This window comes from Rhodanobacter sp. TND4EL1, assembly GCF_054061035.1.
Map to the genome: position 1 here is coordinate 1,371,456 of NZ_JBSSDT010000001.1, position 15,381 is coordinate 1,386,836.

At 62.2% G+C, this 15,381-nt stretch carries 12 protein-coding genes; 6 read left to right on the top strand and 6 right to left on the bottom strand.

Annotated elements, in window-relative coordinates:
* Positions 1–8: 8 nt before the first annotated feature.
* Positions 9–863 carry a glycosyltransferase family 2 protein gene (locus tag ACVWWQ_RS06515; protein ID WP_133951282.1) on the bottom strand — a complete coding sequence of 285 codons (855 nt, stop codon included), beginning with the start codon at positions 861–863 and terminating at the stop codon, positions 9–11.
* 235 nt (positions 864–1,098) lie between these two features.
* Here ACVWWQ_RS06515 and pilB point away from each other — a divergent pair, with 235 nt between their 5' ends.
* From pilB to coaE, 4 genes are all read left to right on the top strand, one after another.
* Positions 1,099–2,823 (top strand): type IV-A pilus assembly ATPase PilB, encoded by a 1,725-nt coding sequence (gene pilB / locus ACVWWQ_RS06520; protein WP_133951284.1) that lies wholly within the window; start codon positions 1,099–1,101, stop codon positions 2,821–2,823.
* 144 nt (positions 2,824–2,967) lie between these two features.
* Entirely contained in the window at positions 2,968–4,239 is a 1,272-nt protein-coding gene (locus tag ACVWWQ_RS06525) for a type II secretion system F family protein (protein WP_133951286.1), read from the top strand.
* Positions 4,240–4,394: 155 nt separating this feature from the next.
* The gene (locus tag ACVWWQ_RS06530; protein WP_099654012.1) at positions 4,395–5,252 is read left to right on the top strand and encodes a prepilin peptidase; all 858 of its coding nucleotides are present in this window, start codon (positions 4,395–4,397) and stop codon (positions 5,250–5,252) included.
* On the top strand, positions 5,249–5,872 hold the full coding sequence (coaE, locus tag ACVWWQ_RS06535; protein WP_133951288.1) for a dephospho-CoA kinase: 624 nt from the start codon (positions 5,249–5,251) through the stop codon (positions 5,870–5,872). Before ACVWWQ_RS06530 ends, coaE begins: the two co-directional genes overlap by 4 nt.
* Positions 5,873–6,095: 223 nt before the next feature.
* Here the strand turns inward: coaE and ACVWWQ_RS06540 are convergent, their stop codons facing one another.
* The 5 genes from ACVWWQ_RS06540 to lgt all read right to left on the bottom strand — a co-directional run bounded on the left by ACVWWQ_RS06540 (position 6,096) and on the right by lgt (position 10,018).
* A complete protein-coding gene (locus tag ACVWWQ_RS06540) occupies positions 6,096–6,557 on the bottom strand; it encodes an REP-associated tyrosine transposase (RefSeq protein WP_133951290.1) in 462 nt (153 codons plus the stop codon).
* A 116-nt stretch (positions 6,558–6,673) separates the two neighbouring features.
* Complete coding sequence (locus ACVWWQ_RS06545; protein WP_457383329.1) at positions 6,674–7,633, bottom strand: Nudix family hydrolase; 960 nt, start codon at positions 7,631–7,633, stop codon at positions 6,674–6,676.
* A gap of 5 nt (positions 7,634–7,638) precedes the next feature.
* Positions 7,639–8,127 (bottom strand): dihydrofolate reductase, encoded by a 489-nt coding sequence (locus tag ACVWWQ_RS06550; protein WP_133951292.1) that lies wholly within the window; start codon positions 8,125–8,127, stop codon positions 7,639–7,641.
* A gap of 194 nt (positions 8,128–8,321) precedes the next feature.
* On the bottom strand, positions 8,322–9,116 hold the full coding sequence (locus ACVWWQ_RS06555) for a thymidylate synthase (RefSeq protein ID WP_133951294.1): 795 nt from the start codon (positions 9,114–9,116) through the stop codon (positions 8,322–8,324).
* Between the two features lie 80 nt (positions 9,117–9,196).
* Complete coding sequence (lgt, locus tag ACVWWQ_RS06560) at positions 9,197–10,018, bottom strand: prolipoprotein diacylglyceryl transferase (RefSeq protein ID WP_133951296.1); 822 nt, start codon at positions 10,016–10,018, stop codon at positions 9,197–9,199.
* 234 nt (positions 10,019–10,252) lie between these two features.
* On the opposite strand from lgt, the gene ACVWWQ_RS06565 reads away from it, so the two are divergent.
* The gene (locus ACVWWQ_RS06565) at positions 10,253–12,214 is read left to right on the top strand and encodes a prolyl oligopeptidase family serine peptidase (RefSeq protein WP_133951298.1); all 1,962 of its coding nucleotides are present in this window, start codon (positions 10,253–10,255) and stop codon (positions 12,212–12,214) included.
* Positions 12,215–12,513: 299 nt separating this feature from the next.
* Positions 12,514–15,375 (top strand): TonB-dependent receptor domain-containing protein, encoded by a 2,862-nt coding sequence (locus tag ACVWWQ_RS06570; RefSeq protein WP_133951300.1) that lies wholly within the window; start codon positions 12,514–12,516, stop codon positions 15,373–15,375.
* The last annotated feature ends 6 nt before the right edge of the window (positions 15,376–15,381 follow it).

Below are 15,381 nucleotides of genomic sequence, written 5' to 3' on the forward strand. Positions count from 1 at the left end.
GTAGGCAATCAAGTATCTCTGCGGTACGTCAGCGCCGTGATCTGCTCAGACACCAACCCGATCAAGAACACGATGACCGCCGCACTCCACATCAATGTGCTCATGTTGGTCAGGCGACCATCCTGGATGAAGGTTCTCGCGTAATTGGCACAACCCGCCAGAAAGAACAGCCCACTCGCTGGCACAAACAGCTTCAGCGGCGAATACAGCGTGGCGATCTTGAAGATGATCAGCAGGAAGCGCAGCCCGTCGCGCAGTGGCTTGATATGGCTTTTGCCGACGCGTTGTGCGGCCTTGATCGGAAGGTAGGCTACGGCGTAAGCGCTGCGGAAGAACGCCATGGTGCTGGTGGTGGGGTAGCTGAAGCCGTTGGGCAGCAGGTGCAGGAATTCGCGGAATTTGTCGGCGCGCACGGCGCGGAAGCCGGAGGTGAGGTCGAGCACGGGATGACCGGTCATGCGGGTAGCCAGCCAGTTGTACAAGGTGTTGGCGAGGCCGCGGCCGACGCCGGCCTGGCTGTCCCAGTCGCGGGCGCCGACGACCATGTCGTAGCCGTGATTCAACTGATCGAGCAGGCGCTTGATGTCGGCCGGGTCGTGCTGGCCGTCGCCGTCCATGAACACCAGGATGTCGCCGATGGCGGCGCGCGCGCCACGCTTGATCGCCGCGCCGTTGCCCATGGAATACGGGGAGCTGAGACAGGTGACGTCGCTGGCCTTGCACGTGCTGCGGGTTTCGTCGGTGGAGCCGTCGTCGACAACGATGATCTCGGCGTCGGGATGGGCGGCGCGCAGGCGCGGGAGTAAAGCGGCCAGTGCAGGTGCCTCGTTCTTGGCCGGCAGGATGATGCTGAGACGGTTCAACAGGTGGCTCCCCGGGGTGTTTTGGGGATCATAGCCTGAAGGCTGGATGCGGGTGGCGGACGGGTTGTCACTCGGTACGCCACGGGGTGTAGAAGCCGGATGGCGGGAAGTGCCGACCCTACGGTGGTGCTTGTGCGGTGCGTCTTGTTGCTGCGCGTTGATTGCAGGGAATGGATGACCTGCGAGCCGGACTGCGGTAGATTCAGCTACATACAGGGGCAAGGTCGAGCCGTTTATGTCATCTCAATTGCAACCGTCGCTTACGGGTTTGTCCGGCATGGCGCGCCGGCTGGTGTCCGAAGGCGTGATGGCGGAGGACGTGGTCCGCAAGGCCATGGCGGACAGTGGGCAGCAGAAAGCCACGTTCGGCACATGGTTGCTGGATCACAACCTGGTCGACAGCGCCGAGTTGACGCGGGTGGCATCGGTCGAGTTCGGCATGCCGATGATGGACGTGGCCGCGCTGAATACCAAAACGATGCCGCTGGATCTGATCAGTGAAGCGTTGATCACCAAGCATCAGGCACTGCCGTTGTTCCGCCGCGGCAAGCGCTTGTATGTAGGCATTGCTGATCCAATGCAGTCACATGCGCTGGACGAGATCAAGTTTCACTCCAATTGTATGGTCGAACCGATCTTGGTGGATCGCAGTTCACTGCAGAAGTTGATCGAAAGCCTGCTTAACACCATGCGCAATACCATGCCGGATATCGGCGGGGGCGACCTCGACGAACTGGATCTCGAAAGCGGCGAGGACGAAAGCGAATCCACCAGTGGCGTCGACGCCGCAGGTGCCGATGACGCACCGGTGGTGAAATTCGTCAACAAGATCCTGGTCGACGCGATTCGTCGCGGTGCCTCGGATATCCATTTCGAACCATTCGAAACCCAGTACCGGGTGCGCGTGCGTCTGGATGGCATTCTCAGCACCGTGGCCACCCCACCGATGAAAATGTCCAACCGCATCTCGTCACGCATCAAGGTAATGTCGCAGCTGGACATCGCCGAGAAGCGCGTGCCGCAGGATGGCCGCATCAAGCTCAATCTGTCCAAGACACGCGCGATCGACTTCCGCGTAAGTACCTTGCCGACGCTGTTTGGCGAAAAGATCGTGATGCGTATTCTGGACGGTTCCTCAGCCAGGATCGGTATCGAGAAGCTGGGCTACGAGCCGGATCAGCAGAAGCTCTATGTGGACGCGATCCACAAGCCCTACGGTCTGGTGCTGGTCACCGGCCCGACCGGCTCGGGCAAAACGGTGTCATTGTATACCGGCCTGAACATGCTCAACACCGCCGAGCGCAATATCTCGACGGTGGAAGACCCGGTGGAAATCCGCGTCGAGGGCATCAACCAGGTCCAGCAGAACGTCAAGCGCGGCATGACCTTTGCCAGCGCGCTGCGCTCGTTCCTGCGCCAGGATCCGGACGTGATCATGGTCGGCGAAATCCGCGACCTGGAAACCGCCGAGATCGCGATCAAGGCGGCACAGACCGGCCACATGGTGCTGTCCACCCTGCATACCAACGACGCGGCGCAAACCGTATCGCGCCTGATGAACATGGGCATCGCCCCGTACAACATCACCTCATCGGTCACGTTGATCATTGCCCAGCGCCTGGCCCGGCGCCTGCACGACTGCAAGAAGCCGATGGACCTACCGCCAAAGGTGCTGCTCGACGCTGGCTTCCGCCAGGCCGATATCGACGCCGGAATGACTGTCTACGAAGCGGTCGGTTGTGATGGTTGCAACGATGGTTACAAGGGTCGCGTGGGTATCTATCAAGTGATGCCTATGCTGGAAGAAATTCAAAAAATCATTCTGGAAGGCGGCAACACCATGCAAATCGCCGCCGCGGCCAAGGCTGCCGGGGTGAACGACCTGCGTGCTTCGGCGTTGCTGAAGGTGAAACAGGGGCTGACCAGCTTGGTCGAGATCGACCGCGTGACCAAGGAATAAATCCCGGATTCGAGACGGCCGCCGCATTCAACTTGCGCGGGACGCCACGGTTTGCCGGGGCAGAAATGACATATGCTTCACCGATACCGTGTTGGCCGCCCGCGGGGGACGGCGCCGGGACTGGACCACTGGGGGAACATGCGCATGGCTACGGCTGCCGCAACGAATATCAACAAGGCTCGCGCGCTCGGTGCGCAACGCGCTGAAGTCAGCAAGCTGACTACCTACGAGTGGGTGGCGCTGGACAAGCGCGGCAAGCGCATGAAAGGCGACATGCCGGCGAAGAATGCCTCGCTGGTTAAGGCCGAGTTGCGCCGCCAGGGCATGAACCCGCAGACCGTGCGGGAACGCTCCAAGCCCTTGTTCGGCTCTACCGGCAGCACGGTCAAGCCCGGGGACGTGGCGGTTTTCAGCCGGCAGATCGCCACCATGATGGCGTCCGGCGTGCCCATGGTGCAGGCCTTCGACATCATCGCCGATGGTCAGAAGAATGTTCGCTTCAAGAACATTCTGCTCGATGTGAAACAGAACGTCGAAGGTGGCGCGGCGCTGCATGAAGCGCTCGCGCGCTACCCCGTGCAGTTCGACGAGCTTTACTGCAACCTGGTCCACGCGGGCGAAACCTCTGGTGTGCTGGATACCGTGCTGGACACGGTAGCGACATACAAGGAACGCACAGAAGCGATCAAGAAAAAGATCAAGAAAGCGATGTTCTACCCGATCATGGTGCTGGCCGTGGTGTTCCTTGTCGTTCTGATCATGTTGATATTTGTCGTGCCTATCTTCGCCAAGACGTTCAAGGATGCCGGCGCTGACCTGCCTGCGCCAACCCAGATTCTAGTCACTGCGTCCACCTTCATGCAGAGCTACTGGTGGGTAGTCATCGGTGTCATTGTCATTAGCATTGTCTCGTTTATCATGGCAAAAAAGCGCTCGGTGAAGTTTGCGCACTTCCTAGATCGCTTGGCATTGAAGATGCCGGTGATGGGCAATATCGTGCGCAACTCCGCCATCGCGCGCTTCGCCCGTACACTGGGCGTCACTTTCCGTGCTGGCGTGCCTTTGGTCGAAGCTTTGGACGCAGTGTCCGGCGCCACCGGCAGCGTGGTTTATGGCAATGCTGTGAAGCAGATGCGCGACGACATTTCCGTCGGCCATCAATTGCAACTGGCGATGAAACAAACGGGCCTGTTTCCCAACATGGTGGTACAGATGACGGCGATCGGCGAGGAGTCAGGTGCGCTGGACAACATGTTGTTCAAGGTGGCTGAGTTCTACGAGGATGAGGTGGAAAACGCGGTCGACACACTGGCCACCCTGCTCGAACCGATCATGATGGTGGTGCTCGGCACCATCGTGGGTGGCATCGTTATCTCGCTTTATTTGCCAATCTTCAAGCTCGCCGGCACGTTCTAAGCTTTCGGGAAAAATCCACACAACCGGCGGGCAGTGCTCGCCCTACCATGGCATCACGCTGCGTAGGGCTGGCACTGCCCGCCTCTTTTTTTGCGCGAGCGCACTGCACCGCATATCCTGCCCCGTTCAAGGGCACTGAAACACAAGGCTGACGCATGCCCGAACTTCCCTTCGCCCTCTGGATCGCACTTGCTGGCGTGCTTGGCCTGCTGGTCGGCAGTTTTCTCAACGTGGTGATCCTGCGCCTGCCCGAGCGGATGGCCGCGGCGTGGCGACACGAAGCCCGTGACGTGCTGGAACTGCAGGCCGAGGACGAACCCCTGCCACCCGGCATCGTGCGCGAGCCGTCGCATTGCCCGCACTGCAAGCATCCCCTGTCGGCGCTGGACAATATCCCGTTGTTTGGCTGGCTGATGCTGCGCGGACGCTGTCGCTATTGCCAAGCCAGGATTTCGATCCAGTACCCGCTGGTCGAGTTGCTCAGCGGCGTGCTGAGTGCCGTGATCGTGTGGAAATTCGGACCGACCTGGATGGGCCTGGCCGGGCTGGTTTTCACCTGGACGCTGATCGCCCTGTCCGGCATCGATTTCCGTACCCAGTTGCTGCCTGACCAGCTGACCTTCCCGCTGCTGTGGCTGGGCCTGCTGTTGTCGCTGCTGCCGATGTTCGTCAGCCCACCTACCGCAATTCTCGCCGCCGCCATCGGCTATCTGAGCCTGTGGAGCGTGTACTGGGGCTTCAAACTCCTCACCGGCAAGGAAGGCATGGGCCACGGCGATTTCAAGCTGCTGGCGGCATTGGGCGCGTGGATGGGGCCGGTCGCGTTGCTGCCGATCATCCTGCTGTCCTCATTGATTGGTGCCCTGGTGGGCGGCACCCTGATCGCGCTGCGCAAGCATGAGCGCGAGATCCCGATGCCGTTCGGACCGTTCATCGCCGCTGCCGGCTGGGTCTGGTTCGTGGCCGGCCCGAACCTGCTGGATGGCTATCTGCATTTGACCGGGATGCGATGAACGCCGGTGCGTCCGCTTTGGTGATTGCCCTCACCGGTGGCGTGGCCGCCGGCAAGACCGCCGTGACGCGGCGCTTCGAGGCGCTTGGCGTGCACGTGCACGACGCGGACGTCGCCGCGCGGGAAGTGATTGAGCCGGGCACCCCCGGACTTGCCGACGTGGTTGCCGCCTTCGGCGTGGAAGCACTGGATGACTCCGGTCGACTGGACCGTGCCGCCATGCGCCAGCGCGTGTTCACCGACCCGGCCGCGCGCAAGACGCTCGAAGCGATCATCCACCCCCGCGTGCAGCAATGGCTGCGCGATCACGCCATGGCCGAGCGCGGCCCGTATTGCCTGCTGGCCATCCCGCTGCTGGCCGAGAACATCGAACACTATCGCTGGGTCGATCGGGTATTGCTGGTCGACGCCCCCGAAGCGACCCAGCTTGCCCGCCTGACCGCCCGCGACGGCATCGACGACACCCTGGCCCGTCGCATGCTGGCCAACCAGGCCAGCCGCGCCGATCGCTTGGCCCTCGCCGACGACGTGATCGACAACAGCGGCGACGAAGCCGCGCTGGATCAGGCCGTCGCCGAGCTGCACCAGCGTTATCTGGCGCTGTCGGGCGCCGCTTCGTAGGAGCGCACCCTGTGCGCGATTGCCCACACCAAAACATCGCGCACAGGGTGCGCTCCTACGGTAGCCAGATGCAGGTCAATGGACGATGTACGGCGAAGCCATTCCTGGATCGCGCGGTCGCCGAGCTGCAACCAGCGGTATCTGACGCTGGCAAGCTCCCATCTGTAGGAGCGCACCCCGTGCGCGAATGCCCGCACAAAAGCATCGCGCACAGGGTGCGCTCCTACGGTAGCCAGATGCAGTTCCAATAGGGGTAGTCAAGCGCACGGCGCACGATGCCTGCCCGCACAGGGTTGGCAACGATATAGCGCGCGGCGGCCATCACGTCTTCATCCTGTCGCAAGGCATGGTCATGGAAGCCGCGCGCCCATACGGGCTTGATGCAGCCTCTTCCCGCCAAGAGTTTCGTCGAGAGAGCTTTGAAGCGATTCATCACGAGCGAGACCTTGTCGCGTTCGCCCAGTTCAACCAAGCCATGCCAATGATCGGGCATCAGCACCCAACACAGCAGACGCGCATCGCCCCACGTATTGGAGGCCGTCATCATGCGGCACATGGCCAGGGCATTCCCCATATCCCGGAACCGTGGTTCGCGGCCAGCGCTGGTAGTTGTCAGCAAATAGACCTGCCCCGCCAGCGAAGTGCGTCCCCTGCGCAGTGCCCGATGACCTGAGTGAAGCTTCATCGAGAGACCATTGCCGCGAAAGCCATGCTGGCCCAGCGGCGCAGATCCCGACCTCGCGTAGGAGCCCGCCCTGGACGCGAATGTCCCAGGCAAAGCATCGCGCACAGGGTGCGCTCCTACGACGGCCAGAACTCGCGGGTGCCGGCGACGCCTTGGCCGCTGTTTGCTCTTGCCTGGGCGACATCTGAGGGGCGGAGGCCACCCAAAGCGTAAACCGGCAGCGCAGCGGCTTCCGCCAGCGCCTGGAAGCGTGTCCAGCCTAGCGGTGGAACTTGCAGATGGCTGGGATCGGCGGCCACGGGTCCGAGGGTGGCGAAATCCACTGCGCCTCGTTCGGCCCGAGCCAGATCGGTCGCATCATGGCAACTGGCGCCGACCAGTTGCGCCAGCGGCAACGGGCGTTCGCTCAGTGCGGCCAGTACACGGCCGCTGAGGTGCACGCCGATGCCGAGCATTCGGGCACCTTCGATGTCGTCGGCCAGCAGCAGTGGCGAACCGTGCCGGCGGGCCAGTGGCAACAGTGCAGCGGCCAGCTCTCGCACGCGTTCGCGGGGCCATGAGGGCAGATGCAGTTGAAACAGTTGCGCATGGCATTCGATCGCCCGGGCAAGTTGTTCGAACCATGCACCACCCTGCTCGGGCGGCACCTCGGCCGGAGTGATGGCGTAGCGGGAAGGCAGGCGCAAGGCTTGCAGAATCGCCCGGTCACCGCGTGCCAGCATGGTCGGGTCAACCTGCTCGGGAGGCAGCCATTGCAATGCCTGCCCTTCCAGCGACTGTGGCTCACCTTCCCAATGCGTTGTTTGCCAGGTGTCCAGCACCAGTTCGCGGTCAGGGTAATGACAAGGCACTCGAATCAGCGGTTCGGCGTGCAACAGCGTGACCCCGATTTCCTCGCGCAACTCGCGCGCCAGCGCCACCATCGGCGTTTCGCCCGGTTCCAGCTTGCCGCCGGGAAATTCCCACATGCCGGCCAGGTGCTTGCCGGGCGGCCGCTGCGCCAGCAGCACGCGACCCCGTGCGTCGATCATGACGGCGGCCATCACGTGCATGACCGCCGAATTACGGGCCGACATGCGCGTCAGCTGTTGCGCAGGTATTCCACCATGTCGAAGTCGTACGCGTGATCCGCGTCGGCCTTGTGGTGCACGCGCGAAACCTCGGTCCATTCGCTGAAATGCACGCCGGGGAAGAACGTGTCGGCACCGTCAATGGAGGCACTGACCCAGGTGAGGTACATGCGACGGGCGTGCGGCAGCGCCTCGCTGAACACCTGGCCGCCGCCAATCACCATCAAGCCGGTGTTGTCGCAGCGCGCCTGTGCCTCTTCGATCGAGTGCACGGTGATCTGTCCCGGAAACGGCGCCTCATGCCGACGGCTGAGCACCAGGTTGACGCGATCAGGCAGCGCGCGGCCGATTGACAACGCGGTGTTGTAACCCATCACCACGTTCTTGCCGGTGGTCAATTGCTTGAACCAGCGCAGGTCATCGGGCAGGTGCCAGGGCAGCTGCCCCTTGCGGCCGATCGCAAAGTTTTCGTCGAGTGCAGCAATCAGTGAGATGGCCATGGAGGGTCCTTGAAAGGCTTGAATCACGGCGGCGGTATGCGGGTTCGCTGGGTGCCGCCCATGGCCCGGGATATTAGCAGGCTGTGCGCGCCAAGGCGGCGGCATGCTTGCCGGGAGACCGCTGCGTGTATCCAGAATGCCGCGTCGCCGCCGAACAGAAAAACAGGCCGATGCCACCCTGCTCGCTCAGTCGCTCAAACCGCGACCGGGGCCTTGATCGCCGGATGCGATCGGTAGCCCTCGATGGCGATGTCGTCGTAGGTGAACTCGAAGATCGACTGCACCGCCGGATTGAGCTTGAGCTGCGGCAGCGGCCATTCGTCACGGCTCAGCTGCAACCGGGCCTGTTCCAGGTGGTTGTTGTACAGGTGCGCGTCGCCCAGGGTATGCACGAAATCCCCCACGCCCAATCCACAAACCTGCGCCACCATGTGGGTCAGCAGCGCGTAGCTGGCGATGTTGAACGGCACGCCGAGGAAGATGTCACCGGAACGCTGGTAGAGCTGGCAGCTGAGCTTGCCGTCGGCCACGTAGAACTGGAACATCGTGTGGCACGGCTGCAGCGCCATCTTCGGCAGCTCACCGACATTCCAGGCGTTGACGATCAAGCGGCGCGAATCGGGGTTGCGCTTGATCTCGTCAATCACCCAGGCGATCTGATCCACCACGCCACCATCGGCCGTGCGCCAGGCGCGCCATTGCTCGCCATAGACCGGGCCGAGATCGCCGTTCGCGTCGGCCCACTCGTCCCAGATGCGCACGCCATGTTCTTTCAGATAGCCGATATTGGTGTCGCCACGCAGGAACCAGATCAGCTCGTGCACGATCGATTTCAGGTGCAGCTTCTTGGTGGTGACCAGCGGAAAGCCCTGGCTCAGATCGAAGCGCATCTGCCAGCCGAACACGCTGCGCGTGCCGGTGCCGGTGCGGTCGGTCTTTTCAGTGCCATGGTCGAGAACGTGGCGAAGCAGGTCGAGATAAGCGCGCATCCGGCAAGGATAGTAGGAGCGCACCCTGTGCGCGATGCTTTCCCGTCATGTGAGGCAGAGCATCGCCCGCGAGCGGGTTCCTACGCGGATTCAGCGGCCAGCGGCAGCGTGGGTGCGCGGCGGGACATCGCGATCAGCACCAGCCCGACCGCGATCAGCGGCAACGACTGCATCTGTCCCATGGTGACCCACGAGGTGCCAAACAGGTAGCCGAGTTGGGGATCGGGCACGCGCACGAATTCCACCGCAAAACGGAAGCAGCCGTACAACAGGGCAAACAATCCCGAGATCAGATAACGCGGCCGCGGTTTCAGGGATACCAGCCACAACACCACGAACATCACCACGCCTTCCAGCATCATTTCATACAGCTGTGAGGGATGCCGCGGCAGGCGGTCCGGCGCGTGCGGGAAAATCATCGCCCACGACACATCGGAGGGCTTGCCCCACAGCTCGCCGTTGATGAAGTTGCCCAGCCGGCCCAGACCCAGGCCGATCGGTACCAGCGGAGCCACGAAATCGATGGTGTCGAAGAAGTGCAGCTTCTGCCGCCGCGACCACCACCAGCCGGCGACCAGCACACCGAGCAGGCCGCCGTGAAAGCTCATGCCGCCATCCCACACCTTGAACAAGGTCTGCGGCGCGGTCCAGATCCAGTCGATGTCGGCGTAGAACAGCATGTACCAGATGCGGCCACCCGCGATCACACCCAGCATGCCGTAGAACAGCAGATCGCCCAGCGCATCGCGAGTGACCGGCAGCCGTCCGCGCCGACGGCGGTATTCACCCAACACGGCCACAAAGAAGAACCCGAGCAGGTACATCAGGCCATACCAGTGCACCTGGATCGGGCCGAGGTGAAACGCCACGGGGTTGATATCGACAACGTAAGGCTGGGACATGACGACCATGCGGACGGGCTAAAGGGCAAGTGTAGCGGCATGCCGCGCTTGACGACGTCGTCAGGGGGTTCCGCAGAAGTCCGGGCAAGAACTAGAATCGTGGCGGGGGTATCCGGGCCGGGGGAGGGCTGGAACTACATCGCCGCTTGGCGTTTGTTCACGGATGCCGGATTCAGCTCGGCCGCCGCGCTCCTGGTGACCGAACTCGCTTTCTGGAGCTACAGGGGAAAATCCATGTACCGTAATCTTTCGCGGGCCTTGCTGTCCGCCGGCTGCATGTTGCTGCCTGCCGTTGGTGTCGCCGCCGATCTCATCCCGGTGGAAAATTTTGCGCATCATGCGCAACTGTCCATGCCGAAGCTTTCGCCAGACGGCAAGCACCTGGCGGTCAGCATGACGTTCGCCGACGGTGACACGCACGCACTGGCCGTGTACGACGTAGCCCACATGAGCCAGCCGGTCAGCCTGCTGCGCCTGCCCAAGTACGAGCTCGCTGTCGGGATCATCTGGGCCAGCAATACCCGCCTGGTCGTGGAAAAGGGAAAGCAACTCGGCTCCATCGACAAGCCCTCCTCGACCGGCGAAGTGATTGCCACCGACTTCGACGGCAAACATCAGGATTATCTCTACGGCCCGGAAACCAGCTCCGGGTCGCGCGCCGGTACGCGGGCACTGGATCGTGGCTGGGGCTTTGTCGCGGGTCAGCCCAGCCCGGCCAACGGCCATTTCTACATGACCACCTACAGCTGGGAAAACAATGATTACAGCACGCTGTACGACGTTGACGCAGACAAGAACACGCGCCGCCTGATCGGCCAGATCAAGGTCGGCGGCATGGAGTTCACGGTGGGTCCTGATGGCAAGGCGCATTACGCGTCGGGTCGAAACGACAACTGGGACTACGTCGTCTATCACCAACAGGCCAACAACTGGGCCAAGATGAATGCCGTGCAGACGGGCACCAGCTTCGACCCGCTGTTCTTCACGCCGGATGGTCAGCGCCTGTATGCCACCTATGCGACCGATGGTCGGCCCAACATGCTGGTTGAACAGGATGAAAATGGCGGCGATCGCAAGATTCTGGCCAGCGACAATTTCAGCAGCATCGGCATGATTGAGGCGACGCCTTACCCGTACCAGCCGTTCGCCACCGTGCAGGCCACAGGCATACCGCAGGCCCGCTATTTCGACATGAGCTCGACGCCGGCAAAGCTGCATCGCGCGCTCAGCCAGAAATTCGTCGGCAGCTATGTGCACTTCATCAACTTCAGCGAAGACGGTGGAAAGCTGCTGTTCTCCGTGGCCAGCGATCGGGATCCGGGCAGCTACTTCCTGATCGATACCTCGAATTACAAGGTGATCAAGCTGTTCGAGGCGCAGCCGCTGATCGACCCGGCAAAAATGGCCGAGCGACGTCCGCTGCGCTTCAAGTCCAGCAGCGGCGAGGAGCTTGAAGCGATCCTGACCATCCCCAAGGGTGCAACGCTGGCCAAGTTGCCGATGGTGCTGGTTCCACATGGTGGCCCCATCGACGTCCAGGACGACTGGCTCTTTGACGACGATGCGCAGTTCCTGGCCAGCCGGGGCTACCTGGTCCTGCAGGTGAATTACCGGGGATCCAGCGGTCGGGGTGGCAACTTCAAGGCGGCTGGCTATCACCAGTGGGGCACGGGCATCCAGCAGGATCTGATTGACGCCGTCAAGTGGACCATCGCGGAAAAGTACGCCGACCCGCAACGCATCTGCATCTATGGCGGCAGCTTCGGTGGCTATTCGGCGATGATGGCGCCGATTCGTGCGCCGGGCATGTTCACGTGCGCCATCGGCTATGCCGGCATCTACGACATGGCCATGCGTTACAAGAAGGGTGACACGCAGCAAAGCAAGGCCGGTCGCAATGCACTGCGCATCCAGATGGGTGACGACCCCGCCGAGCTCGCCGCGAATTCGCCGGTCAACCTGGCCAGCAAGATCGACGTGCCGGTACTCCTGATTCACGGCGAGGACGATCAGCGCGCGCCGTTCGCCCATGCCAAGGCGATGCGCGCCGCACTGGAAGCAGCACACAAGCCGTATGAGTGGATGAGCAAGCCGGGCGAGGGTCACGGCTTCTACAGCGAGAAGAACAACATCGAACTCTACAACGTGCTGCAGGCGTTCCTCGCCAAGAACATCGGGCCCGGTGTCACGCCCTGAAGTCGAGATGGCAGATGACCTTCAGAAGGCGCTTCGGCGCCTTCTTTTTTGGCCACGACATCACGCCCTGCCTACGACCATCGTGGAGTTGCGCGGCGATGCAAGTACTGCTTCGACTCGTTTTTTCTTGCAATCCAAATACACATTGCCTTAACGTCGGGATTACATCGTCTTTCCCCCATGCTTGACGATGCCGTGGTGCCGATGCCCTCCCCAGGCAAGAAGCGCCGTCCCCAAGCCATGTTGAGCCGCCCTGTGCGCGGCTCATGGGCCGTTTTTGTTCGGAGTTTCTCATTACAATGAAACACAAGACTTTGCTGGCTGGCGCCATTGCGTCAGCGTTGATGTTGCAGGTGTGGACAGTTTCTGCGCAGGACGCGCCCGCCCAACCCGCTCCCGCAGGTCAGGCCAAACAGCTTGAGACGGTCACCGTCACCGGTTCGCGCATTCGCAGTGCCGATCTGGAAACCGCACAGCCGGTGTTCACCATGGATCGTCAGGCGATCCAGGCCACCGGCCTGACCAATGTCGACGACATCCTGGCCCGCATGCCCTCCGCCGGCACCCCGGACATCACCCCGCAGGACACGCTGTCCTCCGGCGCCGACGTTGGCGGCCGTTACGTCAACATCCGCAACCTGGGTTCGCAGCGCACGCTGGTGCTGGTCAATGGTCGTCGCTGGAGCTCCAGCCTCAGCGGCCTGACCGACCTGTCGACCATCCCGGTCTCCATCATCGACCGCATCGACGTCCTCAAGGACGGCGCCTCTTCGATCTATGGTTCGGACGCGATCGGCGGCGTGGTCAACATCATCACCCGCGAGCGTTTCGACGGCACCGAATACAACGTCTACTACGGCCAGAACGGCAAGGGTGACGGCCAGCAGAAGAACGTCGACTACACCTGGGGCCACAGCACCGAGAAGTCGGCGCTGATCCTGGGCGCGTCCTACCAGGACACGCAGCCGATGATGAACAGCAAGCGCGATCTGACGCGCTATGCCAATGGCCCGCGCCATCCCGAAGACGGTCTGGGCCTCGGTCCGTGGGGCCGCGTGACCGACCCGGTGAGCGGCGATGACTATGTGATCAATCACGGCGCAACCGACAGCGGCAACTTCGCCAACTACCACCTGTACGATCCGAACAGCACGGCTGACAAGTACGCCACCCAGAACGACATGACGTTCCGCGCCGGCACCAAGCTGAAGAACCTGTTCGTGCAGGAACGCTACAACCTGACCGACAACATCCTGCTGCGCGGCACCGGCAGCTACACGGTGCGTGACACCTCCAGCCAGCTGGCCGGTTATCCGTTCCAGACCGCGGCCGGTCGTGGCGACGGTCTGTTCATCGATCCGAACAACGCCTACAACCCGTTCCCGGGCAACGAGACGGAGTTCTATCGCCGCACGGTCGAACAGCCGCGCGTGACCAAGTCGAAGGCCAAGCTGGCCCATATCGATGTCGGTGCGGAAGGCTATTTCACGTTCCTGAGCCATGACTGGAGCTGGGACGCGACGTACAACTACTCGAAGACCCAGATCAGCCAAATCACTACCGGCAACATCTATCTGCCGAATGCGGAAAAGGCGCTCGGCGCCACCACCATGATCAACGGCCAGGTCGCCTGCGCCGATGCCGCTGATCGTGCTGCCGGTTGCCTGCCGTGGAACATCCTCGCCGGTCCTGGCGGCACCTCGCCGGCCGTCTGGAACTACGTGAGTGCCGTGGGCACCTCGCACCAGACCAGCCAGACCGACGACATCACCCTCAACACCACCGGCGGTCTGTTCGACCTGCCGGCCGGCACGGTGAACATCGCCGGCGGCGTGGAACATCGTCGCGAGAAGGGCGCCTTCCGTCCGGACGCGAACGATTCGGCCGGCCTGACCACCAACCTCGCCAGCGCGCCGACCACCGGCAGCTACACCGTGAACGAGGCCTACCTCGAGCTCGACGTGCCGCTCTTGCGCGATCTGCCGGGTGCGAAGGAACTGGGCATCAACGTTGCCAGCCGCTACTCGCACTACAGCAACTTCGGCAGCACCACCAACAACAAGTACAACTTCCGCTGGAAGCCGTTCGATGACCTGCTGGTCCGTGGCACCTTCGCCGAAGGTTTCCGCGCACCGACGATCAGCGACCTGTACGGTGGCACCGGCGAGAGCTTCGAGTCGTTCATCGATCCGTGCGACTCGAAGTTCGGCGCATCGTCGACCAACGCGAATGTGGCGGCGCTGTGCTCCGCTTCGGGCGTGCCGGCCAATTATCGCCAGCTCGACCAGGCCGGCCAGCAGATCACCAGCACCAATGGTGGTCAGACGCCGACCCCGTTCCTGTCCGGTTCCAATGCGCAGCTGAAGCCCGAAAAGTCGATCACCCGCACCGCCGGTCTGGTCTACAGCCCGCATAACGTGGAAGGCCTCGACTTCACGCTGGATTACTACAACATCTACGTGAAGAACATCATCTCGGGCGTGAATGCGAACAGCATTCTGAACTTCTGCTACGTGCAGAACGATCCGAGCTTCTGCGGTCGCTTCACCCGCGACAACACCGGCGCAATCAACAACCTCAACGAGAGTCTGTCGAACCTGGGCACGCTGAAGACCGAAGGCTACGATTTCGGCATTCACTACCGCTTGCCGGAAACCTCGATCGGTACTTTCCGCGTCGCGTCTGACAGCACCTACCTCAGCAAGTACCAGCTGGTCAGCGGCCCGGGCGCAACCCCGGACAACCAGGTCGGCTTCATGTCCGGTGAGGACGGCATGTACCGCGTGCGTTCCAACCTGCAGCTGGACTGGAGCTACAAGCAGTTCGGTGCCAGCTGGACCATGCGTTACTTCGGCGGCCTGAAGGACAGCTGCTACAACAACGTTCCCGGCCAGTTGGTCGAGTGCAACATGCCGGACTACACCAACCCGTCGCTGGGTGGCTTCGGCGTAAGCCAGAAGGGTTCGGTCACGTTCAACGATGTCCAGGTGCATTACGCGGCACCGTGGAAGGGCGTATTCACCGTTGGCGTGAACAACCTCTTCGACAAGAAGGGTCCGTTCTACTACAACGTGACCTCGGCCGGTTCCGGCAGCCCGCCGTACAACCCGTCGTTCGACATCGACCGTTACTTCTACGTGTCGTACAACCAGAAGTTCTGAACCGGT